Source organism: Mycolicibacter acidiphilus (assembly GCF_018455725.1).
Classification (GTDB): domain Bacteria; phylum Actinomycetota; class Actinomycetes; order Mycobacteriales; family Mycobacteriaceae; genus Mycobacterium; species Mycobacterium acidiphilum.
In genome coordinates this window covers 118,301-139,754 of record NZ_JAHCLR010000008.1, presented here as the reverse complement: position 1 = coordinate 139,754, position 21,454 = coordinate 118,301, and the positions used below count along the sequence as shown (strand labels likewise).

23 protein-coding genes are annotated in these 21,454 nt (G+C 70.2%); 15 read left to right on the top strand and 8 right to left on the bottom strand.

What is annotated here, in order from left to right; genetic code table 11:
* Positions 1 to 222: 222 nt before the first annotated feature.
* Both KIH27_RS07155 and KIH27_RS07150 read right to left on the bottom strand, forming a co-directional pair.
* Positions 223 to 633 carry a DoxX family protein gene (locus tag KIH27_RS07155; RefSeq protein WP_214092237.1) on the bottom strand — a complete coding sequence of 137 codons (411 nt, stop codon included), beginning with the start codon at positions 631 to 633 and terminating at the stop codon, positions 223 to 225.
* A 26-nt stretch (positions 634 to 659) separates the two neighbouring features.
* Positions 660 to 872 carry a hypervirulence associated TUDOR domain-containing protein gene (locus KIH27_RS07150; protein WP_214092236.1) on the bottom strand — a complete coding sequence of 71 codons (213 nt, stop codon included), beginning with the start codon at positions 870 to 872 and terminating at the stop codon, positions 660 to 662.
* 65 nt (positions 873 to 937) lie between these two features.
* Here KIH27_RS07150 and KIH27_RS07145 point away from each other — a divergent pair, with 65 nt between their 5' ends.
* Positions 938 to 1,285 carry a DUF732 domain-containing protein gene (locus KIH27_RS07145; protein ID WP_307856805.1) on the top strand — a complete coding sequence of 116 codons (348 nt, stop codon included), beginning with the start codon at positions 938 to 940 and terminating at the stop codon, positions 1,283 to 1,285.
* A gap of 6 nt (positions 1,286 to 1,291) precedes the next feature.
* Here KIH27_RS07145 and KIH27_RS07140 read toward each other — a convergent pair whose 3' ends face one another.
* Positions 1,292 to 2,212, bottom strand: coding sequence for an oxygenase MpaB family protein (locus tag KIH27_RS07140; protein WP_372451313.1), 921 nt, complete (start codon positions 2,210 to 2,212; stop codon positions 1,292 to 1,294).
* 54 nt (positions 2,213 to 2,266) lie between these two features.
* On the opposite strand from KIH27_RS07140, the gene KIH27_RS07135 reads away from it, so the two are divergent.
* Entirely contained in the window at positions 2,267 to 2,914 is a 648-nt protein-coding gene (locus KIH27_RS07135; RefSeq protein WP_214092234.1) for a TetR/AcrR family transcriptional regulator, read from the top strand.
* Here KIH27_RS07135 and KIH27_RS07130 read toward each other — a convergent pair.
* Positions 2,911 to 3,486, bottom strand: coding sequence for a VOC family protein (locus tag KIH27_RS07130; RefSeq protein WP_214092233.1), 576 nt, complete (start codon positions 3,484 to 3,486; stop codon positions 2,911 to 2,913). The two genes, KIH27_RS07135 and KIH27_RS07130, sit on opposite strands and share 4 nt — an antisense overlap.
* 89 nt (positions 3,487 to 3,575) lie before the next feature.
* On the opposite strand from KIH27_RS07130, the gene KIH27_RS07125 reads away from it, so the two are divergent.
* From KIH27_RS07125 to KIH27_RS07110, 4 genes are read left to right on the top strand one after another with little or no spacing between them, the layout of a single operon-like run.
* Positions 3,576 to 4,220: a TetR/AcrR family transcriptional regulator gene (locus KIH27_RS07125; RefSeq protein WP_214092232.1), complete on the top strand. Its 645-nt coding sequence runs from the start codon at positions 3,576 to 3,578 to the stop codon at positions 4,218 to 4,220.
* 1 nt (position 4,221) lies between these two features.
* Positions 4,222 to 5,334 carry an alpha/beta hydrolase gene (locus KIH27_RS07120; protein WP_214092231.1) on the top strand — a complete coding sequence of 371 codons (1,113 nt, stop codon included), beginning with the start codon at positions 4,222 to 4,224 and terminating at the stop codon, positions 5,332 to 5,334.
* Positions 5,331 to 6,281 (top strand): 2-hydroxyacid dehydrogenase, encoded by a 951-nt coding sequence (locus KIH27_RS07115; RefSeq protein WP_214092253.1) that lies wholly within the window; start codon positions 5,331 to 5,333, stop codon positions 6,279 to 6,281. The genes KIH27_RS07120 and KIH27_RS07115 overlap by 4 nt, the downstream gene beginning before the upstream one ends.
* Positions 6,282 to 6,314: 33 nt before the next feature.
* Positions 6,315 to 8,495: an acyl-CoA dehydrogenase family protein gene (locus tag KIH27_RS07110; protein WP_214092230.1), complete on the top strand. Its 2,181-nt coding sequence runs from the start codon at positions 6,315 to 6,317 to the stop codon at positions 8,493 to 8,495.
* Between the two features lie 3 nt (positions 8,496 to 8,498).
* On the opposite strand, the gene KIH27_RS07105 is transcribed toward KIH27_RS07110, so the two are convergent.
* Positions 8,499 to 8,882 carry a type II toxin-antitoxin system VapC family toxin gene (locus KIH27_RS07105; RefSeq protein WP_214092229.1) on the bottom strand — a complete coding sequence of 128 codons (384 nt, stop codon included), beginning with the start codon at positions 8,880 to 8,882 and terminating at the stop codon, positions 8,499 to 8,501.
* A 4-nt stretch (positions 8,883 to 8,886) separates the two neighbouring features.
* Positions 8,887 to 9,075, bottom strand: coding sequence for a type II toxin-antitoxin system VapB family antitoxin (locus tag KIH27_RS07100; protein WP_214092228.1), 189 nt, complete (start codon positions 9,073 to 9,075; stop codon positions 8,887 to 8,889).
* A 56-nt stretch (positions 9,076 to 9,131) separates the two neighbouring features.
* Here KIH27_RS07100 and KIH27_RS07095 point away from each other — a divergent pair, with 56 nt between their 5' ends.
* Together KIH27_RS07095 and KIH27_RS07090 are read left to right on the top strand one after the other, a co-directional pair.
* On the top strand, positions 9,132 to 9,644 hold the full coding sequence (locus tag KIH27_RS07095; protein WP_214092227.1) for a DinB family protein: 513 nt from the start codon (positions 9,132 to 9,134) through the stop codon (positions 9,642 to 9,644).
* A 158-nt stretch (positions 9,645 to 9,802) separates the two neighbouring features.
* Entirely contained in the window at positions 9,803 to 10,345 is a 543-nt protein-coding gene (locus tag KIH27_RS07090) for a hypothetical protein (RefSeq protein ID WP_214092226.1), read from the top strand.
* Between the two features lie 18 nt (positions 10,346 to 10,363).
* On the opposite strand, the gene fadD2 is transcribed toward KIH27_RS07090, so the two are convergent.
* Complete coding sequence (gene fadD2 / locus KIH27_RS07085) at positions 10,364 to 12,043, bottom strand: long-chain-fatty-acid--CoA ligase FadD2 (protein ID WP_214092225.1); 1,680 nt, start codon at positions 12,041 to 12,043, stop codon at positions 10,364 to 10,366.
* Between the two features lie 75 nt (positions 12,044 to 12,118).
* Here fadD2 and KIH27_RS07080 point away from each other — a divergent pair, with 75 nt between their 5' ends.
* Positions 12,119 to 12,463: a hypothetical protein gene (locus KIH27_RS07080; RefSeq protein ID WP_214092224.1), complete on the top strand. Its 345-nt coding sequence runs from the start codon at positions 12,119 to 12,121 to the stop codon at positions 12,461 to 12,463.
* Here the strand turns inward: KIH27_RS07080 and KIH27_RS07075 are convergent.
* Complete coding sequence (locus tag KIH27_RS07075; protein ID WP_214092223.1) at positions 12,439 to 13,602, bottom strand: MFS transporter; 1,164 nt, start codon at positions 13,600 to 13,602, stop codon at positions 12,439 to 12,441. The genes KIH27_RS07080 and KIH27_RS07075 overlap by 25 nt on opposite strands.
* 65 nt (positions 13,603 to 13,667) lie before the next feature.
* Here KIH27_RS07075 and KIH27_RS07070 point away from each other — a divergent pair, with 65 nt between their 5' ends.
* The 6 genes from KIH27_RS07070 to KIH27_RS07045 all read left to right on the top strand — a co-directional run bounded on the left by KIH27_RS07070 (position 13,668) and on the right by KIH27_RS07045 (position 20,893).
* On the top strand, positions 13,668 to 17,288 hold the full coding sequence (locus KIH27_RS07070; protein WP_214092222.1) for a hydantoinase B/oxoprolinase family protein: 3,621 nt from the start codon (positions 13,668 to 13,670) through the stop codon (positions 17,286 to 17,288).
* Between the two features lie 32 nt (positions 17,289 to 17,320).
* Positions 17,321 to 17,710, top strand: a complete 390-nt coding sequence (locus KIH27_RS07065) for a hypothetical protein (RefSeq protein ID WP_214092221.1) — start codon at positions 17,321 to 17,323, stop codon at positions 17,708 to 17,710.
* Positions 17,711 to 17,716: 6 nt separating this feature from the next.
* Positions 17,717 to 18,667: an ABC transporter substrate-binding protein gene (locus tag KIH27_RS07060; protein WP_214092220.1), complete on the top strand. Its 951-nt coding sequence runs from the start codon at positions 17,717 to 17,719 to the stop codon at positions 18,665 to 18,667.
* 87 nt (positions 18,668 to 18,754) lie between these two features.
* Positions 18,755 to 19,402: a 5-oxoprolinase subunit B family protein gene (locus tag KIH27_RS07055; RefSeq protein ID WP_214092219.1), complete on the top strand. Its 648-nt coding sequence runs from the start codon at positions 18,755 to 18,757 to the stop codon at positions 19,400 to 19,402.
* A gap of 26 nt (positions 19,403 to 19,428) precedes the next feature.
* Positions 19,429 to 20,325: a 5-oxoprolinase/urea amidolyase family protein gene (locus KIH27_RS07050; protein WP_214092218.1), complete on the top strand. Its 897-nt coding sequence runs from the start codon at positions 19,429 to 19,431 to the stop codon at positions 20,323 to 20,325.
* A gap of 22 nt (positions 20,326 to 20,347) precedes the next feature.
* Positions 20,348 to 20,893, top strand: a complete 546-nt coding sequence (locus KIH27_RS07045) for a GNAT family N-acetyltransferase (RefSeq protein WP_214092217.1) — start codon at positions 20,348 to 20,350, stop codon at positions 20,891 to 20,893.
* The last annotated feature ends 561 nt before the right edge of the window (positions 20,894 to 21,454 follow it).

The window sequence follows — 21,454 nt, the reverse complement described above, 5'->3', positions numbered from 1 at the left end:
CATCCAACAAACTCATCCCACCGCTCCTTTCTCCACTACCGGTTAGTCGCGCGCAGCCGGCGTCCGGTTCCCTCGGCCGTCGGCGCCGCCCATACCGACGAACTGTACGCGGGTCAAGGCGTATTGGATACCCGTAACTAAGGGCTGTTCATGCGGTGCACGTCACGATTTACGCATCGTAACCGCAGCAGCGTCCGCAACTGCGACCGGTCAGCGGTCCGGTCAGAGCAGCGGACCGGTCAACTGCAGTCCGATCTGGTCCCCGAACGTGTTGAACAGCGCGAAGAGCATCAGCGCGGCGCCGCCGAGCGAGAGGTCCTTGTGGAAGTGGATCTGCTCATTGGCCCGCTGCGCCGGGTCGGTCTCGGTCCAGAAGTTGTGCATGAGGAAGGCGGTGGGCAGCACGAAGACCGCGAGCAGCAGCGCCCCGAGGTCGGCCCAGGCGCCGAGGAGCACCAGCAACGATGCGACCACCTGCCAGGCGCCGGAGAGCAGTACCGCCGGGCGGGCGAGTGGGATGCCCTTGCTCTCGGCGTAACCGGCCAGGTAGGCGGTCTTGGTGAAGTGGCCGACGCCGCCGGACAGGAAGACGGCGGCGAACAGGATGCGGCCGATGAGCACGACGACGTCCATCTCGGATACCTCTTTCTCTGTATTTGTTAGTCCGCGATCCGGTGCAGCGCCGAACCCTTGTGCATTGCGATGTGATCGGTCTTGTCGCTGGCGATCTCGTACTGCGGGTCGTCGGGGGTGCAGTGCCGGTGATGGCCCTTGTATTCGGTGTCCGCGGTATGGACCCGGGTGATCCGGCCGGTGACGTAGCCGGCCTCGGAGTTCCAGCGCACGTGGTCGCCGACGTGAAAGTCTGTCATCGCCACACCCCGCTTCCGCTTCCCCCACCGTATGCTTGCCGAGACACCTTGGGGGTAACAAAACCGTGAATGCACTGCCACGAATCCCGCGACGCCGCGCGGCGGCGATCGGGATGCTCGCCCTCACCGCCGGTACCGCCCTCGGCCTCGCGGCGCCGTCGGTCGCCGATCCCGACATGGACGACATCGTCTTCCTGGAGACGCTGCGCTCAGCCGGCATCAGCTACAGCGGCAACGAGGGCCAGGTCATCGCCACTGCGAAGCAGGTCTGCTCGCTGATCGGCAGCGGCAAGTCGGCGCCGGACGTCCTGGCCGCGCTGCAGGAGCGCAACCCGAGCCTCACCCTCGACCACGGCACCCAGTTCATCGCGATCTCCGCGCACAGCTACTGCCCCAACCAGATCGGCGGGTAGCGCGCTTCACACCAGCGGGCGCCCGGTCCGCATCCGCCAGCGCATGTCCCACATCAGTGCGTCGAACGGGAGCCGGCGCAGCGGCGGCGGGGTCAGGTTGTTGACGACCCGCAGTACCCCGATCATCGCGTCGAACTGCCGCTGCTTGCCCGGGTTCCAGGACAGCTTCATCTCGTCGCGGAACCGCTGCGGCAGGAAACCGCTGGTGATGAACAGCATCGGGCCTTCCACCAGCTTGTGCAGCGGGCCGGGCAGCGTCACCCCGCGCATCCGCACTGCGGCGATGTTGTACAGGTAGTTCCGGACGGTGTCGTCGATGTGGATGTTGGTGTTGAGCTGGTCCTGCCAGTACTTGTCGAACGCCTCCCGATCGGCCGGCCACGTCTCCTCTTTGACCTGCAGCGCGGTGCCGAGGATCTTGGCCGCCTGGTACTGCTGGTCGGCTTCGTCGTCGTCCATCTCGCCGTAGAACATTCGGTACAGGTCGACCGAACCCTTGTAGATGCAGGCCGCTACCCACAGTTGCAGCTGCGGGTCGAAGGCGTTGTACTTCACCGGGCTGTCCTTGGTGGAGCGGACCTGCCGGTGCGCGACGTCGATGGCCTGCTTGAACGCCGCCCGCTCCTCGTCGGTGCCCAGCGCCACCACCGCCAGGTAGCCGATCGTGGTGCGGGCCCGCTTGAACGGGTGGATGTCGGCGCGGCCGCTGTCCACCGTGCTCTCGACCACTCCGTATCCCACACCGGGCCGCGCCAGTTCCATGATGACGTTCGCCGAGCCGGCCATCAGTGAGATCGCGAACAGGCCGTCGGCCATCGTCATGCCCTGCTTGGACTTGGGGGCGCGTCGCCGGGTCGGATCCGGTGGCTCGCTCACCGTGCGCTCGACGTGTGGGACCTGGGCGGTTACTGGCATCGCTACCCCCAAAAATGTGAGAACGTCCGTTTCCTGATATTGCTCCCACCCCCGGCCGGTGTCAAGATGGTCGGCATGGTCACCACCGGCGTGTCGGACGCCCGCCCGTACGGCGGCGTCGACGCTGTCGAACGCCGCGCCACCCGCCGGGCGCGACTGCTGGAGGCCGGCCTGGACCTGCTCGGCGCCGACGCACCGCAGTTCGTCGAGTTGACCGTGCGGGGCATCTGCCGGCAGGCCGGACTCACCGCCCGCTACTTCTACGAGAGCTTCACCGACAAGGACGACTTCGTCAGCGCGGTCTTCGACTCGGTGATCACCGACCTGGCCACCAAGACCCAGGCGATCGTCAATGCGGCGCCGCCGGATCAGCAGACCCGGGCCGGGATCGCCAATATCGTGCGGACCATCGCCAACGACGCCCGGATCGGGCGGCTGCTGTTCGGCGCGCACCTGAGCAACGCCGTGGTGGTGCGCAAGCGGGTGGAGTCCAGCGCACTGATGGCGATCCTCTCCGGCCAGCACGCGGGCGTGGCGCTGCGCCTACCGGAGAACGACCGGATCAGGGCCGCGGCACACTTCGTGGTCGGCGGCCTCGGCCAGACGATCAGCGCCTGGCTGACCGGGGAGGTGCGGTTCAAGCCCGACCGGCTGGTCGATCACCTGGCCGCGCTGCTGGACCGGCTCGCCGATCCGGCCCTGTACCGCGATTAGGTGGCGGCGGGGATTTTTCGGTCGGCCGCCGTCTTTGGCTTGGCCTGCTCCTCCTCGCCCATGAATTCCTTTGTCCAGCAGGCGAATTCCAGCGTGATGCCGTCCGGGTCGAAGAAGTAGAACGACCGCACGTACACCCCGGGGTGCAGCGTCGCACTGGCCTGCATCGGCGACTCGTCGTGGTTGAGGATCGGGCCGACGCGCACGCCCTTGGCCTTGAGCTTCTGGCGGTACTCGTCGAACTTGTCCGGCGGCACGTGGAACGCCAGGTGGTTCATCGTGCTGACCGCGCTGGTGATCTCGCCGATGCCCGGGATGGCCGCCGGCGACGAGATTCCCGGCACCCGGTCGGGTGCGTCGGCGAACCAGAAGAACGCCACGCAGTCGCCGTTTCCGGCGTCGAAGAAGAAGTGCTGCCCCATCCCGCCGGGCAGGTCCAGCGACTTGATCAGCGGCATGCCGAGGATGTTGGTGTAGAAGTCCACGGTGCGCTCCATGTCCGAACACACCAGTGCGACGTGGTTGATCCCGCTGATCGCGAACTCGGTGTTGGTGCCGTGCGGCTTGATCATCGTGGGAACCCCCTAGTCAAGATCGATTTCTGAATCTAACATCAGATTCAGTTTCAGACCAGACCCAGTCGCGACAGGAGGCGGACCCGGTGTCGACCACCGCCGGGCAGTCGGGCCGACGCGACCCGCTGCCGACCCGTCGCGGCCGCGAGACCCAGGCGGCGATCGACGCCGCGGCGCGCGCGGTGATCGCCCGCAAGGGCATCCTGGCCACCACCATCGCCGACATCGCCGCCGAAGCCGGCCGGTCCACCGCCTCGTTCTACAACTACTACGACTCCAAAGAGGCGATGGTCACCGAGTGGGCGCTGCGGTTCCGCGACGAGGCCGGCGAGCGGGCGTCGACGGTGATCGAGAGCGGCCTGTCCAACCGCGAGCGGGTGCAGCGGGCCGCCGCCGCACACTGGCACACCTACCGCAATCGGTTCGCGGAGATGGTCAGCGTCTCGCAGCTGGCGATGGTCAACGACGACTTCGCCGCGCACTGGGCGCAGATCTGTTCGGTCCCCATCGCATTCATCACCGAGCTGGTGCGGCGCGCCCAGGCCGACGGCTACTGCGCCGACGACGACCCCGAGTTGCTGGCGCTGGCGATCGTCTCGATGTTCAACCAGTTCTGCTACGTGCAGTTGGCCGGTGGCACTTCTGATCCCGACGGCCCTGACGATCAGGCCTGCATCGCCACCCTGGCCAACGTCTTCTACCGCGCCGTCTACCACCGGGAGGACACCTGACATGCGAATCGATCGGCAGTTCATCGGATTGGCGTCGCCGACCGCGCAGCGCAACGGCGCCGGCGGGCATCCCTGCCAAGGGCTGTATCACCGCCCGGCCGACCGGTGGCCGAAGATCGCGATGATCGCCACCCACTACCAGATCGACTTCGCCGAGCACTACCTCGCGGATTTCATGGCTGAGCGCGGCATCGGGTTCCTGGGCTGGAACACCCGGTTCCGCGGCTTCGAGAGCAGTTTCCTGCTGGACCACGCCCTGGTCGACATCGGCGTCGGGGTGCGCTGGCTGCGCGAGGTCGCGGGCGTGGACACCGTTGTGCTGCTGGGCAATTCCGGCGGCGGTTCACTGATGGCCGCCTACCAGTCGCAGGCCGTCGACCCGAACGTCACGCCGCTGGCCGGGATGCGGCCGGCGGCAGGCCTGGACACCCTGCCCGCCGCGGACGGCTACATCGCCAGCGCGGCGCATCCGGGCCGCCCGGACGTGCTGACCGCCTGGATGGACGGCGCCGTGATCGACGAGAACGACCCGGTGACAACCGATCCCGACCTGGACCTGTTCGCCGGCACCGACGGGCCGCCGTACTCACCGGAGTTCGTCGCGCGCTACCGCGCCGCCCAGGTCGCCCGCAACCACGCCATCACCGACTGGGCCGAGATCGAACTGAAACGTGTTCGCGCCGCGGGCTTCTCCGACCGCCCGTTCACCGTGATGCGCACCTGGGCCGACCCGAGGATGGTGGATCCCACCCTGGAGCCCACCGCCCGCGAGGCCAACATGTGCTACGCCGGTGTGCCGGTCAAGGCCAACCGTTCCGCGCGGGGCATCGCCGCGGCCTGCACGCTGAGCAACTGGCTGGGCATGTGGAGCCTGCGCACCGCGCAGACCCGGGCCGAACCGCACCTGGCCCGGATCGACTGCCCGGCACTGGTGATCAACGCCGACGCCGACACCGGGGTGTTCCCGTCGGATGCCCAGCGGATTTTCGACGCGCTGGCCGGTGCGGACAAGACCCTGCGCAGCATGCACGCCGACCACTACTTCACCACCCCCGGCGCCCGTGACGCCCAGGCCGACGTCGTCGCCGAGTGGATAGCGCAGCGGTGGGGCTGAGGGTTCTCGCGCACTTCACACCCGGCCCAGCAGTGCTGGATCAGGTTGGCGCGGAAGCCGATTGGCTGGACGTGCGGTGGTGCGCCGCCGACGACGACACCACCTTCTACCGGGAACTGCCTGAAGCGCAGGTGGTCTGGCACGTGCTGCGGCCGATCTCCGGCGATGACCTGCGGGGCGGTTCGCGGCTGCGGCTGGTGCAGAAGCTGGGGGTCGGGATCAACACCATCGACGTCGACACCGCCACCGAGCGCGGCATCGCGGTGTCCAACATGCCCGGCGCGAACGCGGCATCGGTCGCCGAGGGGACGGTGCTGCTGATGCTGGCCGCGCTGCGTCGGCTGCTGCCGCTGGACGCCGCCACCCGCGCCGGGCTGGGCTGGCCGGCCGACCCCGCACTCGGCGAGCACTGCCGCGACATCGGCGGCTGCACGGTCGGGCTGGTCGGCTACGGCAGCGTCGCCCGGGCGGTCGAGCAGATCGTGTCGGCGATGGGCGCCGTCGTGCTGCACACCAGCACTTCCGACGACGGCTCCCCCGGCTGGCGCTCCCTGCCGGAACTGCTGGGCTCCTGTGACGTCGTCTCCCTGCACCTGCCGCTGACGGCGGCCACCCACGGGTTGATCGACGCCGCCGCCCTGGTCGCCATGAAACCCGGCGCGGTGCTGGTCAACACCGCACGCGGACCGATCGTCGACGAGGATGCACTGGTGCAGGCGCTGCGCAGCGGCCGGCTGGGCGCCGCCGGCCTGGACGTGTTCGCGGTCGAACCGGTGCCGACCGACAATCCACTGCTCGCGCTGGACAACGTGGTGTTGACCCCGCACGTCAGCTGGTACACCGCAGACACCATGCGCCGATATCTGGCCGCGGCGATCGACAACTGCCGGCGGCTGCGCGACGGACTTCCCCCGGCCCAAGTGGTGAACCAACCGACCGGTTATTAGATTGCAAGTGATCCCCGACACAGGAGAGTCCCGATGCCCATAGCGATCACCGCAGAACACCAGGATCTGGCCGACTCGGTGCAGGCCCTGCTGACCCGAGAGGTGCCGGCCGAGCTGCTGCACGAGGCGATGGACGCCCCGATCCCCAACCCGCCGTCGTACTGGCAGGCCACCGCCGACCAGGGGCTGACCGGCCTGCACCTGGCCGAGGCGGTCGGCGGTCAGGGCTTCGGCGCGCTGGAACTGGCGGTGACGCTCGCCGAATTCGGCTACCGCGGCGTACCGGGGCCGTTCGTACCGTCGGCGATCGCCAGTGCGCTGATCGCCGCGCACGACCCGAAGGCCGAGGTGCTGCGCGGGCTGGCGGACGGGACGACGATCGCCAGTTACGCGCTGAGCTCCGGGCTGACCGCCACCCGGTCCGGCGCCGGACTGACGATCAGCGGCGAGGCACGCGCCGTGGCGGCGGCCGGACAGGCGTCGGTGCTGGTGCTGCCGGTGACCGTCGACGGTGACCAGGCGTGGGTGGTGCTGCCCGCCGACCGGCTCCAGCTCGAAGCCGTGACCAGCGTTGACCCGCTGCGCCCGATCGCCCATGTGCGGGCCGACAGTGTCACGGTGGCCGACGACGCCCTGCTGACCGGGCTGCGCCCGGCGCACGCCCGGGCGCTGATCACCACCCTGCTGGCCGCGGAGGCGGTCGGGGTGGCGCGGTGGGCCACCGACACCGCCGCCGGCTACGCCAAGATCCGCGAGCAGTTCGGCCGGCCGATCGGCCAGTTCCAGGCGATCAAGCACAAGTGCGCCGAGATGATCGCCGACACCGAGCGGGCGACCGCCGCGGTGTGGGACGCCGCCCGGGCACTCGACGAGGACGGCGCGGAGAGCGAAGCCGAGTTCGCCGCCGCCGTGGCCGCCACCCTGGCGCCGGCCGCCGCGCAGCACTGCACCCAGGACTGCATCCAGGTGCACGGCGGCATCGGCTTCACCTGGGAGCACGACGCCGGCGTCTACTACCGCCGGGCGCTGATCCTGGCCGCGTCGTTCGGCCGTCACGCAGACTGGCCGCGCCAGGTCGTCGACACCGCCACCGCCGGGTCGATGCGCACCATCGACATCGACCTGGACCCCGCCACCGAGCAGCTGCGCAGTGAGATCCGCTCGGAGATCGCTGCGCTGAAAGCGATTCCACGCGAGCAGCGCACGGTCGCGATCGCCGAGGGCGGCTGGGTGCTGCCGTACCTGCCCGCCCCGTGGGGCCGCGCCGCGGGCCCCGTCGAGCAGGTCATCATCGAGCAGGAGTTCAAGGCGGGCCGGGTCCGCCGGCAGCCGATGGGCATCGCGGCGTGGATCATCCCGTCGATCGTGGCGTTCGGCAGCGACCCGCAGCAGCAACGGTTCCTGCCGCCCACGTTCCGCGGCGAGATGATCTGGTGCCAGCTGTTCTCCGAGCCGGGCGCCGGTTCGGACCTGGCCGGGTTGAGCACCAAGGCCGTCAAGGTCGACGGCGGCTGGCGGATCACCGGGCAGAAGATCTGGACATCGGCGGCGCAGTTCTCGCAGTGGGGCGCCCTGCTGGCGAGAACGGACCCGAACGCTCCCAAGCACAACGGCATCACCTACTTCCTTCTCGACATGAAGAGCGAAGGGGTGACGGTCTCCCCGCTGCGCGAACTCACCGGCGGGGCGATGTTCAACACCGTCTACCTCGACGACGTGTTCGTCCCCGACGAGTTGGTGCTCGGCGAGGTGAACCGGGGCTGGGAGGTCAGCCGCAACACCCTTACCGCCGAACGGGTTTCGATCGGCGGCTCCGAGATGCCGTTCCTGGCCAACCTGGACGGGCTGGTCGAGTTCGTCCGCGACGGCGAGTTCGACGACATCGAACTCGACCGGGCCGGCCGGCTGATCGCCGAGGGGCACGCCACCAAGCTGCTGAACCTGCGCTCGACGCTGCTGACGCTGGCCGGTAGGGACCCGACGCCAGCGGCGGCCATCTCCAAGCTGCTCGGCATGCGCACCACTCAGGGGTACGCCGAGTTCGCGGTGGAGACGTTCGGCGGCGACGCCGCGATCGGCGACCGCGAGCAGTTGCCCGGCAAGTGGGCGGAGTTCCTGCTGATGAGCCGCGCCACCACCATCTACGGCGGCACGTCGGAGGTGCAGCTGAACATCATCGCCGAGCGGCTGCTGGGGCTGCCTCGCGACCCGTAACCGTCATGCGTCCACTCCGGCCCCCGGCCGGTATGCGACCCCGACTCGCTCCGCGGCACGGTCCAGCCGGTGGTCTCGCGTCCACAGTCGCGCGTCCGGGGTCAGGCGGGTGGCGGCGAGGAGTTGTGCGTCGACATAACCGATCCCACTACCCGCCAGGTGTTGCCGCTCGATCAGCGTGAGCACTTCGGTGTCCGTCGCCACCACCGCGCCCGGCAGCCGGGACATCAGGGGGGCGACGAGGCTACCGGCGCTCAGCCCACCCAACGCGACCTCGCCCACCACCCAGGGGTGTGCAAGCACCAAGCCTCTTTCCAGCAACCCGGACAGTTCCTCATCAGTAGTCCGCAGGTGATCCACCCACACCGACGTGTCGACCAGGATCACCCGACTAGCCCCTGCGACGGGGTGGGGCGGTCACGTCCGGTTCGCTGCCACCGAGGCGAGCGAGTCGGCGCGCCGCCTCACGCTCGATCAACGCTTCGATACCGCTGCGAACCAGGGCCGAACGCTCATGGATGCCGGTCAGCCGTTCGGCTTCGGCCATGAGTTCGTCGTCCACGGTCACCGTCGTGCGCATACACCTATTGTTGCATCGTTTGATGCGCGGATCGATGCACGATTATCGTCTCCATCATGACCGACGCTCCGCTCCCGCCCGGCCGTCGCGGGCTGGCCACGTCCGGCGAGCGCGAAATCCTGGACGCGTTCCTCGACGACTACCGGGACATCGTGGTGCGCAAGGTATCCGGGCTTTCCGAAGCGGATGCCGGCCGCCACCTGGTGCCGTCGGCGACGACGGTGGGCGGCCTGGTCAAGCACCTGCGGTGGGCCGAGTACGGCTGGTTCGACCAGTTGCTGACCGAACGCATTGATGACAACCGGCGGCCCCATGACCGGGAGTCGGAATTCGTGCTGTCCCCGCAGGATTCGCTGGACACCCTGGTGACCGAGTACCGGCAGCAGTGCGAGCAGTCCCGACAGATCGCCGCCCGCTACCCGCTGGACCACACTGTCCCGCACCGCAGGCTCGGGCGCGTCTCGGTGCGCTGGATCTACGTGCACATGATCGAGGAGACCGCCCGGCATTGCGGGCAGATCGACATCCTGCGCGAACAGTTGGACGGCGCAACCGGGTTCGACACCTGACCGGCAGGCGGCGGTGACGCCGCCGGTCGACAATCATGTCAAGTGGTCTATCGTCCGCATTCCTGCGCTATTGTTCATCGAACGGCACGGCAGGGAGGCGGGAAGCTCGCACCATGAACCACACCAGTCCACTCGTGATCGTCGGTGCCATGAGCCTGATGGCGACAGCCTGCGGTCACGCAACCGACACGGTCCGGGAAACGACCACCGTCACCGCGTTCGCGACCCCGCCCGCACCCACGACGACGGTCGCCCCGCCACCGCCCGAGCCGGTCCCGACACCCGTTGACACCGCCCCTGCCGTCACAACCACGACGACGACCACGGCGACCAGCACCGAGTCCATCAGCTCGGTCGACATCGAGACGCGGCGCGGTGACGGCACCCTCACCGAAGTCGGCCCCGACAGCTATCAGCTCGCTCCGCACGCGGCGAGTCAGATGTTCAAACCGACCGTCAACTTCAGCTGGACGTCGCATTCCGACGGTAAGTTGCCTCGGAAGTGCACCGTGGTCGCTGACGTCACCGGACCCGGCGGCTACAACCAGACACGGCGCAGCGCCGACTGCAGCGGCAGCCCGGCTTCGGCCGTGGAGGTTCTCACCCCCGGCACGTACACCATCGCCGTCTCCGTGACACCACCGGACGGCGGACCCGCCGTAACCGCCACGAAAACCTTCGCGATCGTCCCCGCCGACTAGCCGCAGCCCCCGAAATACCTACAGGTCGCGGAGCTCGCGCTTGAGGATCTTGCCGGTGGGGTTACGCGGCAACTCGTCGAGGAACACCACGTCGCGGGGCACCTTGTAGCGGGCCAGGTGGTCCTTGACGTAGCCCTTGATGGCGTCCTCGTCGACGTCCGAGCCCTCCTTGCGGACCACGAACGCCCGCAGCCGCGCGCCCCACTCCTTGTCCTCCACCCCGAGCGCGGTCGCCTCGATCACGTCCGGGTGACCGCTGATCAGGTCCTCCACCTCCGCGGGGAAGACGTTCTCGCCGCCGGAGACGATCATCTCGTCGTCGCGCCCGGAGACGTACAGCAGTCCGTGCTCGTCGAAGTAGCCGACGTCGCCGGAGGACAGCAGCCCATCGATGATCTGCTTGCCGCCGCCGCCGGTGTAGCCCTCGAACGGGAAGAAGTTGCCGACGAAGATCCGGCCCACCTGACCCTGCGGCAGTTCGTGGCCGTTGTCGTCGAGGATCTTGACCTTGACGCCGCGGACCACCTGTCCGACCGTCGCCGGGTTGATCCGCAGGTCCGCCGGCCCGGCGATCGTCGCGAACGCCACCTCGGTGGAGCCGTACATGTTGTAGACGACCGGCCCGAGGTCCGTCATCGCCCGGGTGGCCAGTTCGGCGCCGAGCTGCGATCCGGAGACGAAGACGATCCGCAGGCTGGACAGGTCCGGCCTGGGTTCGGTCTTCTCCAGCTGGTCCAGGATCCGGGACAGCATCACCGGGACGACGACCATCCCGGTCACCTTGTGCTTCTCCAGGTCCTCCAGCACAGTGGCCGGCTTGAACCGGCGGCGCAGCACCAGCGTCGAGCCGAAGAACATCGCCAGGGTGCCGTGCAGGTAGCCCAGCGCGTGGAACATCGGCGACGGCAGCGACGTCACCTCACCGGCCCGGAACGGCACGTGCGACAGGATCCCGCCGATCGGCGCCAGCGTGGGCGGGGTGTTGCGGTTGGCGCCCTTCGGGGTGCCGGTGGTGCCCGAGGTCAAGATGATGATCGACGCGTGCTTGGTGACCTTGGGGGCGGGCGCCTTGCTGCTGCGGGCGATCAGATCGGCCAGCGTCTCATCGGTGCTGCCGGACGGCTCCTCGGCATCGGGGTTGGTCCCCAGCGCCCGCAGTTTGCCCAGCGGCGGGTCGGCCATCGCCACCGCGGCGGTGTACTCGTCGTCGTAGATGATCAGCTTGGCGCCCTCGCGCTCGGAGACGTCGCGGATCTGCGGGCCGGAGAACTCGCTGTTGAGCAGGATCAGCCGGGCGCCGACCCGGGCGCAGCCGTAGTTGGCGATCAGGAACCAGCGGTGGTTGCGGGCCAGGATCGCCACCCCGTCACCGCCGCGCACCCCGCGGGCCAGCAGGCCGTTGGCGACCGCGTTGGCGGCGTCGTCGAGCTCTTTGAACGTGCAGGTGCCCTCGTCGTCGATGATCGCCGCCCGATGCGGGGTGCGACGGGCGTTGAGCGCCGGGATCATCCCCAGCTCGCCCCAGCGCACGGTTTCGGCGATGGTGGCGGCGATGGTCTGCGGTGCCTCCAACCGGAGAGCGCCGGACTCCAGGATCTTGCGCAGGTAGTGCAGCTCCGCCGAGCCGCGCTCCACATAGCGACCGACCGAGTGCTGAATCCTGACCGCCTGCCCGGCGAGGTCAGTGAGCTTAGCCATGGCGTAACCATATGTGACTCACGTCGCTGACGCGCAGTGGATGTGCCCGGACTACTGCTCAGTAGATTCGCTCCCATGACGTTCTTCTTCATCATCCGCGATTTCGACAACGAGACCCGCGAAGAGGGACCCGAGTTGGCGCGGGTCCTGCCCGAGCAGGTCGGCGCGGCCCTGCAGCGCATCCGGCCGGATCACCCGGCGTCCGCGACGAAGCTGCAGCAACTGCTCGACGACGCGCCGCCGCGGGTCTTCGACGTGGAGGACCCGCAGATCCTGAAGGCCCGGCAGCTGTTGCTGACCGCCGAGGAACTGTCGGTTCAGTTCAGCGCGTTCGACGACGTGGCCAAGGAGGAACTGCGCTACGCGCACTACGACCGGCCGGAGGACCCGATCCGCTACTCCGACGAGATCGCCGACTGAGGGGTTCGCCCGGCGGCCAGCACCGCCACTCCGGCCAGGCAGAGCAGCCCGACGATGACGAACGGCGCACCGATCAGCCAGCTGAACGCCCCGGCGGCCACCATCGGTCCGACCAGGCGGGCCAGGGCGATCAGTCCCTGCGCGAACCCGAGCACGGCGCCGCGGTCGGACTCCGGGCTGGCCAGGCAGAACAGCGTCGGCAGCAGCGGGATGACGACACCCGTCCCGGCGCCGATCAGGCCCACCGCGACGACCACCGGCACCGCCGTGGCGGCGGCCCCGAGCAGCAGCAGGCCGAGCGCGGCGACCACCAGCCCGGCCAGCACCAGCGGCCGCTCGCCGAACCGGGCCGCCCCGCGGGCCACCACACCCAGTTGCATGGCGGCGATCACGGCGCCGAGGTAGGCGAACAGCCAGGCATTCGGCGCCTCCGCCCAGCCCAGCACCCGGTTGGTGAACAGCGGCAGCACCGCCTCCAGCGTGACGATCACCGACCCGAAGACCAGCGTGGTCAGGGCCAGCCGCGGGATGCCCGCCGCGCGCAGCAGATCCCGCCACCGCACCCGGACCGGTGCCGCCGCCGCGGCCCGGGTCTCCGGCAGCACCGACCAGATCAGGACGGTGTTGACGCCGGCCAGCGCGGCGGCCGCCCAGAACGGCGCGGTGCGGCCCCACCCCGTCAGCACGGCGCCCAGTGCCGGGCCCAGCACGTACGCGACGCCGATCGCGGCCGCCAGGTAGGCCATCGCCGGGGCCAGCCGGCCGGGGTCGACCCGGTCGGCCACCGCCGCCTGCCCGACGCTGACGATCGCCGCACCGAAGCCGCCGACGGCCTGGGCGACCAGCAGGGTCGGCAGCGATCCGGCATGCGCGATCATCGCGAACGACACCGTCGACAGCGCCAGCGACACCACGATCACCGGTTTGCGGCCGATCCGGTCCGACAGCGCCCCGAACATCGGGGCGGCGACCAGTTCGGCCGCCGAGAACACCGTGAGCAGCACCCCCACCAGCAGCGGGGTGGCGCCGAGGTGGCCAGCCCACAGCGGTAGCAGCGGCGCCACCATCTTCCAGCAGCCGAACGCCAGCAGGATGCCCGTCGTCACCGGGGCCAGCGGCGAGCGCGGCGAGACGGCCATGCGGAAACGCTACGCTCCGAAGCGGCCGGCGCCCCGGCCCGCCAAGGACAGGAAGACCACCCGAAATGCCCGCACCGCAGCCGCCCCCGCGCTGGCAGTTCTGGATCGACCGGGGCGGCACGTTCACCGACATCGTCGCCCGCCGGCCGGACGGGCGACTGGCGACGCACAAGCTGCTGTCGGAGAACCCCGCGCAGTACCCCGACGCCGCGGTGGCCGGCATCCGCGCGCTGCTGGGCGTCGCGCCCGGCGAGCCGGTGCCGGTCGAGCAGATCGACTCGGTGCGGATGGGGACGACGGTGGCCACCAACGCCCTGCTGGAGCGCGCCGGCGAGCGAACCCTGCTGGTGATCACCCGCGGCTTCGGCGATGCGCTGCGGATCGCCTACCAGAACCGGCCCCGGATCTTCGACCGGCACATCGTGCTGCCCGAGCAGCTCTACGAGCGGACCGTCGAGGTCGACGAGCGGGTCACCGCCGACGGCACGGTGCTGCGCGCCCCCGACCTCGACGCTCTGGCCGGCGAGTTGCGCGCCGCCTACGCCGACGGGATCCGCGCGGTCGCGGTTGTCTGCCTGCACAGTTACCGTGCACCGGCGCACGAACGGGCGATCGGCGACCTGGCGCAGCGGATCGGCTTCACCCAGATCTCGCTCTCCGGCGAGGTCAGCCCGCTGCCGAAACTGGTGCCGCGCGGCGACACCGCCGTCGTCGACGCCTACCTGTCACCGGTGCTGCGCCGCTACGTCGACCGGGTCGCCGAGCAGCTCACCGGGGTGCGGCTGATGTTCATGCAGTCCAACGGCGGGCTGGCGCAGGCCCGGCACTTCCGTGGCAAGGACGCGGTGCTCTCGGGTCCGGCCGGCGGCATCGTCGGGATGGTGCGCATGTCGGCGCTGGCTGGGTTCGACCGGGTGATCGGGTTCGACATGGGCGGCACCTCCACCGACGTGTCGCACTACTCAGGTGACTACGAGCGGGTGTTCACCACCGAGGTCGCCGGGGTGCGGCTGCGGGCGCCGATGTTGCACATCCACACCGTGGCCGCCGGCGGCGGGTCGATCCTGCACTTCGACGGCAGCCGCTACCGGGTGGGCCCGGATTCGGCGGGGGCGGATCCCGGTCCGGCCTGCTACCGGCGCGGCGGGCCGCTGACCGTGACCGACGCCAACGTGATGCTCGGCCGCATCCAGGCCGCGCACTTCCCCGCGGTGTTCGGCGCGAACGGCGACCAGCCGCTGGACGACGGCATCGTCCGGGACCGGTTCGCGGCGCTGGCCGACGACATCCGTTCCGCCACCGGCGATCAGCGCAGGCCGGAGCAGGTCGCCGAGGGCTTCCTGCGGATCGCGGTGGCGAACATGGCCAACGCGGTGAAGAAGATCTCGGTGGCGAAGGGCTATGACGTCACCCGCTATGCGTTGACCTCGTTCGGCGGCGCCGGCGGGCAGCACGCCTGCGCGGTCGCCGACGCGCTCGGGATCCGCACCGTGCTGGTCCCACCGATGGCGGGTGTGCTGTCGGCGCTGGGCATCGGGCTGGCCGACACCACGACGATCCGGGAACGCTCCGTGGAGATCGGCCTCGACGACGCCGCCGCGATCGCCACCCTGACGACGGTCGCGGACACGCTGGCGGCCCAGGCGCGCACCGAACTGGTCGAGCAGGGCGTTGCGGCGCAACGCATCCGGGTGGTTCGCCGCGTCCAATTGCGGTACCGGGGCACCGACACGGCGATCCCGGTCGACCTGGACGACGCCGAGCGGATGACTGCGGCGTTCGATGAGCGGCACCGCGGCATGTACTCGTTCCTGATGGATCGGCCGTTGATCGCGGGCGCGGTGACGGTCGAGGCCACCGGGCTCACCGAACAGCCGGAGCTCAACCCACCGGTCGACGCCGACGCCGGTCCGGCCGGTGCGACGGTCCGGTTGTACAACGGCGGGCGGTGGCGCGACGCCCCGCTGCGGCAGCGCGAACTGCTGCACCCCGGCGACACCGTGACCGGCCCGGCGATCATCGCCGAGGCCAACGCCACCACCGTCGTCGACGACGGCTGGGCGGCCCGCATCGCCGCGGGTGGCCACCTGATCGTCGAGCGCACCGCCGCCGTCGTCGGCCCCGCCGCGGACACCCGGGCCGACCCGGTGCTGCTGGAGATCTTCAACAACCTGTTCATGTCGATCGCCGAGCAGATGGGCACCCGACTGGAGGCCACCGCCCAGTCGGTGAACATCCGTGAGCGCCTTGACTTCTCGTGCGCGCTGTTCGACCCGGACGGCAACCTGGTGGCCAACGCCCCGCACATCCCGGTGCACCTGGGGTCGATGGGCGCGACCGTCCAGGAGGTGATCCGCCGGCGTTCCGGGCGGATGCGGCCCGGTCAGGTGTACGCGGTCAACGACCCGTACCACGGCGGCACCCACCTGCCGGACATCACCGTGATCACGCCGGTATTCGGCGGACCGGAGCAACGCGTGCTGTTCTTCGTCGCATCCCGCGGACATCACGCCGAGATCGGCGGCACCACACCGGGATCGATGCCTGCCGACAGCCGGACCATCGACGAGGAGGGCGTGCTGTTCGACAACTGGCTGCTGGTCGACGACGGGCGCCTGCGGGAGGCCGAGACGCGGGCGCTGCTGACCGCCGGGCCGCACCCGTCCCGCAGCCCCGACACCAACCTGGCCGACCTGCGCGCCCAGATCGCCGCCAACCAGAAGGGCATCGACGAGATCGAGGCGATGATCGCCCATTTCGGCCTGGACGTGGTGCAGGCCTACATGCGGCACGTTCAGGACAACGCCGAGGAGGCGGTGCGCCGGGTGATCGACTCGCTCGGCGACTGCGCGTACCGCTACCGGATGGATTCCGGTGCGACGATCGCGGTTCGGATCACCGTCGACCGCGCCGACCGCAGCGCCACCGTCGATTTCACCGGCACCTCCGCGCAACTCACCACGAACTTCAACGCACCGTCGGCGGTGGCCACCGCCGCGGTGCTGTACGTGTTCCGGACCCTGGTGGCCGACGACATCCCGATCAACGACGGCTGCCTGCGGCCGCTGCACATCACGATCCCGGCCGGCTCGATGCTGGCCCCGGTGCACCCGGCCGCGGTGGTGGCCGGCAACGTCGAGACCTCCCAGGCGATCACCGGTGCCCTGCTGGCCGCCCTGGGGGTGCAGGCCGAGGGCTCCGGCACGATGAACAACGTCACGTTCGGCAACGCCGCGCACCAGTACTACGAGACGCTCGGCTCCGGTTCCGGCGCCGGCCCCGGCTTCGACGGCGCCGCGGCGGTACAGACCCACATGACCAATTCGCGGCTCACCGACCCCGAGATCCTGGAGATGCGGTTCCCGGTGTGGTTGCGGCAGTTCGCGATCCGGCGCGGCAGCGGCGGCGGCGGGCGCTGGCACGGCGGCGACGGCGCGGTCCGCCGGATCGAGTTCCGGGAGGCGATGACGATCAGCGTGCTGTCCGGGCACCGCGTGGAGCCGCCCTACGGCATGGCCGGCGGCTCACCCGGTGCGATCGGGCGCAACCGGGTGGAGCGCGCCGACGGCACCGTGACCCACCTGAGCGGCTGCGACTCCGCCGAGTTGGCGCCCAGCGACGCCCTGGTGATCGAAACCCCGGGCGGCGGCGGGTACGGCGAACCCGCGCCGCCGCCAACCCGCTGACAACACCGGCGGCGTGCGGCAGAGTTGTGCGGATGACGAACCCGAAGATTCCGGGCCCGAGCAGCATCAAGTCCGCGTCCAAGGCGGCGATGGAGACGGCACAGAGCGCACTGGAGAGTGCTCAGGCTGTCGCCAGCGGCGCGATGCGGGTGCCGCCGGCGACGGCACAACTGGTCGCGCAGCTGCCGGATCTGGTGGAGAACCTGGCCGCGACGATCGCGCGGCTCAACACCACGATCGACCGCACCGAACGCTACCTGGCGCTGGCCGACCCGATGTTCGCGACGATGGACCGGGTCCTACCCCAGCTGGAGGCGCTGGTCGCGACCGGCAACGACGTCTACCGGACCCTGTCGAACCTGCCGGGGATCGCCACCCTGAGCCGGCGGGTGAGCGGCCGCTCCAGCGACCAGCGCGGTTAGCGTCGAATGCGGCGGCAGTGGACTCGACGCGGGTTCCTCGGTGTGACCGGGGCGGCCGGGGCCGCGACGCTGCTGGCGGCGGCCTGCTCGCGGGAGACCCCGGCCGTCGACGGCGCGCCGGGCCCGGTGACCGTCACCCACCTGTTCGGTGAGACCGTCGTCCCGGAGCCGCCCAAGCGGGTGGTCTGCGCCGGGTACACCGGCCAGGACGATCTGCTGGCGCTGGGCGTGGTGCCGATCGCGGTGACCCGCTGGTTCGGCGACCAGCCGTTCGCGGTGTGGCCGTGGGCCCGGGCGAAGCTGGGCGACGCCGAACCCGAGGTGCTCGACCTCGACGACGGGATCGACGTCAAGAAGATCGCCGCGCTGAAGCCGGACCTGATCGTCGCGACGAACGCCGGGGTGGACGCCGACACCTACCGGCAGCTGTCGGCGATCGCCCCGACCCTGCCGCAGACCGACGGGGACGCCTTCTTCGAGCCGTGGAAGGTGCAGGCCGACGCGATCGGCCGGGCGGTCCACCAGGCTCACCAGATGCAGACGCTGATCGACGGCGTCGACGCGAAGTTCGCCGACGCGGCGACCGCGCACCCCGGCTTCCGGGATAAGCGGGCCCTGCTGCTGCACGGCCGGCTGGACCGCGGCAACGCGACCGTCAGCACCGGGTGGCGCAGCACGTTCCTGACCCAGCTCGGCCTGTCCGTGCCGGACATCGCCGCGGTGATCGAGCACGACCGGTTGCGGTCGGCGCTGTCGGCGGCGGACGTGCTGATCTGGACCACCGGCGGCGACGGCGAGCGGGATGCGCTGCTGGCCGACCCGGACATCGCCGCGCTGCGCAAACGCTGCGTCTTCACCACCGCCGAGCAGGCCGGGGCGATCGCGTTCGGCTCGCCGCTGAGCTACCCGGTGGTGGCCGCGGAACTGCCCGGACGGATCGCCGACGTCATCGGCTGACGCCAACTCTGCGCGTTCGGTAAGGCGGCTCTGGCATAGCGGGAAGATTTGTGGCCTGCATCACTTTTGCGTACTACGGTCGGTGGCATGAGCGTGATGACTGAGGTGGGGACCGACACGGTCCTCGACTACGGCGACCGGGGACTGCTGCTGCAGTTCGACCGGACCGCGGAGGTGCTGGCCTGGACTGCGGCGCTGCGCGCCGCCGAACTGCCCGGGGTGGTCGACGTCGTCCCGGCGTCGCGCACGGTGCTGGTCAAACTCGCGGCACCGCGCTACCAGGCGGGCGTCCGGCGGCGGGTGCAGGCTCTGCACGTCGACGCGGACGCGGTCCCGGCCCTCGGCGCCGGCGACGCGGCGACCGGCGTGGTGATCGACGTCGTCTACGACGGGCCGGACCTCGCCGAGGTCGCCGACTACACCGGGCTGAGCGTCGCGCAGGTCATCAACGCGCACACCGCCACGCCCTGGCAGGTCGGATTCGGCGGCTCCACACCGGGTTTCGCCTACCTGATCGGTGGGGACCCGCGTCTGCAGGTGCCGCGCCGGGCCGAGTTGCGGCCGGTGCCGGCCGGGTCGGTCGCACTGGCCGGCGAGTTCAGCGGTATCTACCCGCGGCAGTGGCCGGGCGGCTGGCGGGTGATCGGCCGCACCGACGCGGTGCTGTGGGACCTGAACCGGCCGGATCCGGCGCTGCTGATCCCCGGCCGCACCGTCACGTTCCGGCCCGCGTAACCCCGACCCGGCGAAAGGACCCCGCGATGACCACGCTGGAGATACTGCACACCGGCCCGCTGGCCCTCGTCGAAGACCTCGGCCGGTCCGGCCACGGCCAGATCGGCGTCACCCGGTCCGGCGCCGCCGACCGCCGGTCGCACCGGCTGGCCAACCGGCTGGTGGCGAACCCGGATGACCGCGCCACCATCGAGGTGGCGTTCGGCGGGTTCACCGCCCGGGTGCACGGCGGCGACATCGACATCGCGGTCACCGGCGCCGACACCGCTCCGACGATCAACGGGGCGACGTTCGGTACCAACAGCATTCACCGCGTCCGGGACGGTCAGCTGATCTCGCTGGGCACGCCGCGCTCGGGGCTGCGGACCTACCTGGGGGTGCGTGGCGGCATCGACGTCACGCCGGTACTGGGATCGCGTTCCTACGACGTGATGTCGGCGATCGGCCCGGCCCCGCTGCGCGACGGTGACGTGCTACAGATCGGCCAGCGCACCGGCGAATACCCGGAGATCGACCAGGCGCCGGTGGCGACGATCTCCCCCGACGTGGTCGAGTTGCGGGTGTCGCCCGGGCCGCGGGACGACTGGTTCGTCGACCCCGACATCATCGTGCGCACCAACTGGCAGGTGACCAACCGCAGCGACCGGGTCGGCATGCGGCTGGTGGGGATGCCGCTGGAGTACCGGTGGCCGGATCGGCAGCTGCCCGCCGAAGGCGCCACCCGCGGCGCGATTCAGGTGCCGCCCAACGGATTTCCGATCATCCTGGGTCCGGACCACCCGGTGACGGGCGCCTACCCGGTGGTCGGGGTGGTGCTGGACGAGGACATCGACGCCCTGGCCCAGGTGCGGCCGGGGCAGACCCTGCGGATGCACTGGTCGCGCCCGCGCGGTCCGCACCGCCCGAGCACGTCGGCGTTCTGATCGGGGCTGGTAGACCGGGGAAGTGCAGCAACGGGTCCACACCGCCCGGCTCGTCCACACCAGCGACCTGGACGACGAGACCCGGCGTGACGCGCACCGGATGGTCACCGCCGCGTTCGGCGACCGGTTCTCCGACACCGATTGGGAGCACGCCCTGGGCGGCATGCACGCCCTGATCTGGCAGCACGGGTCGCTGATCGCGCACGGCGCGGTGGTGCGGCGTCAACTGCTGTATCGGGGCCGGTCGCTGCGCTGCGGTTACGTGGAGGCCGTCGCGGTCCGGGCGGATCACCGCGGGCAGGGCCTGGCCACCGCGGTCCTCGACGCGTGCGAGCAGGTGATCCGGGGCGCCTTCGACGTCGGCGCCCTCAGCGCGGGCGCGCTCAGCCGGCGGCTCTACACCGCCCGCGGCTGGCTGCCGTGGCGCGGCCCGACATCCACACTCAGTCCGACCGGCCCGATCCGAACGCCCGACCGGGACGGGACCGTGTACGTCCTGCCGGTCGGGGTCGATCTGGACACCGCGGCCGAGCTCTCCTGTGAATGGCGCGACGGCGACGTCTGGTAATTCCGCGCCTCCCGCACGGCGGTTTCTCAGCGGCCGTTCACGCTGCGGTGAATATCGCAATTCGATGCTTTATCGGTGATTGATTTTCGGCTCGCGCACGTCTGAGACGTGGTGTATGGTCCCCGTGATATTGAAAGGCGGTGACCTGGGTCACCGACGCAGCGATAGGACCGGTACGGCCATGACACACCGCAGCAGCGCTCGCCGGGACCTCCCCGGCGCGGCTCATGCCGTCGTGTCCGCGCACGGCCGAAGACCCCGGCGTGCTTCGACGGCAACCGGCGACGCAGTACTGACCAGCAGTTACGATGCGATGGTCACGTTGCACAGCTACCGTTTCGACGGTTATCTGGAACGCGCACTGCACCGGCAGTGGCGCCGCCGCGGATCTTAGCCGCGGGCCGCGGCCGCGGGTCATGGCCACGGGCAGTAGCCACGGGTAGTAGCCACGGGCGGGCCCGGCGACGCCGCCGGCGTTTTTCGACGGCGACTCTTATTCCACCGCATTTTTCACCGGCGACCCATTGGAAATAACTGTCGAGTCGTGCGACGAGCTCCATT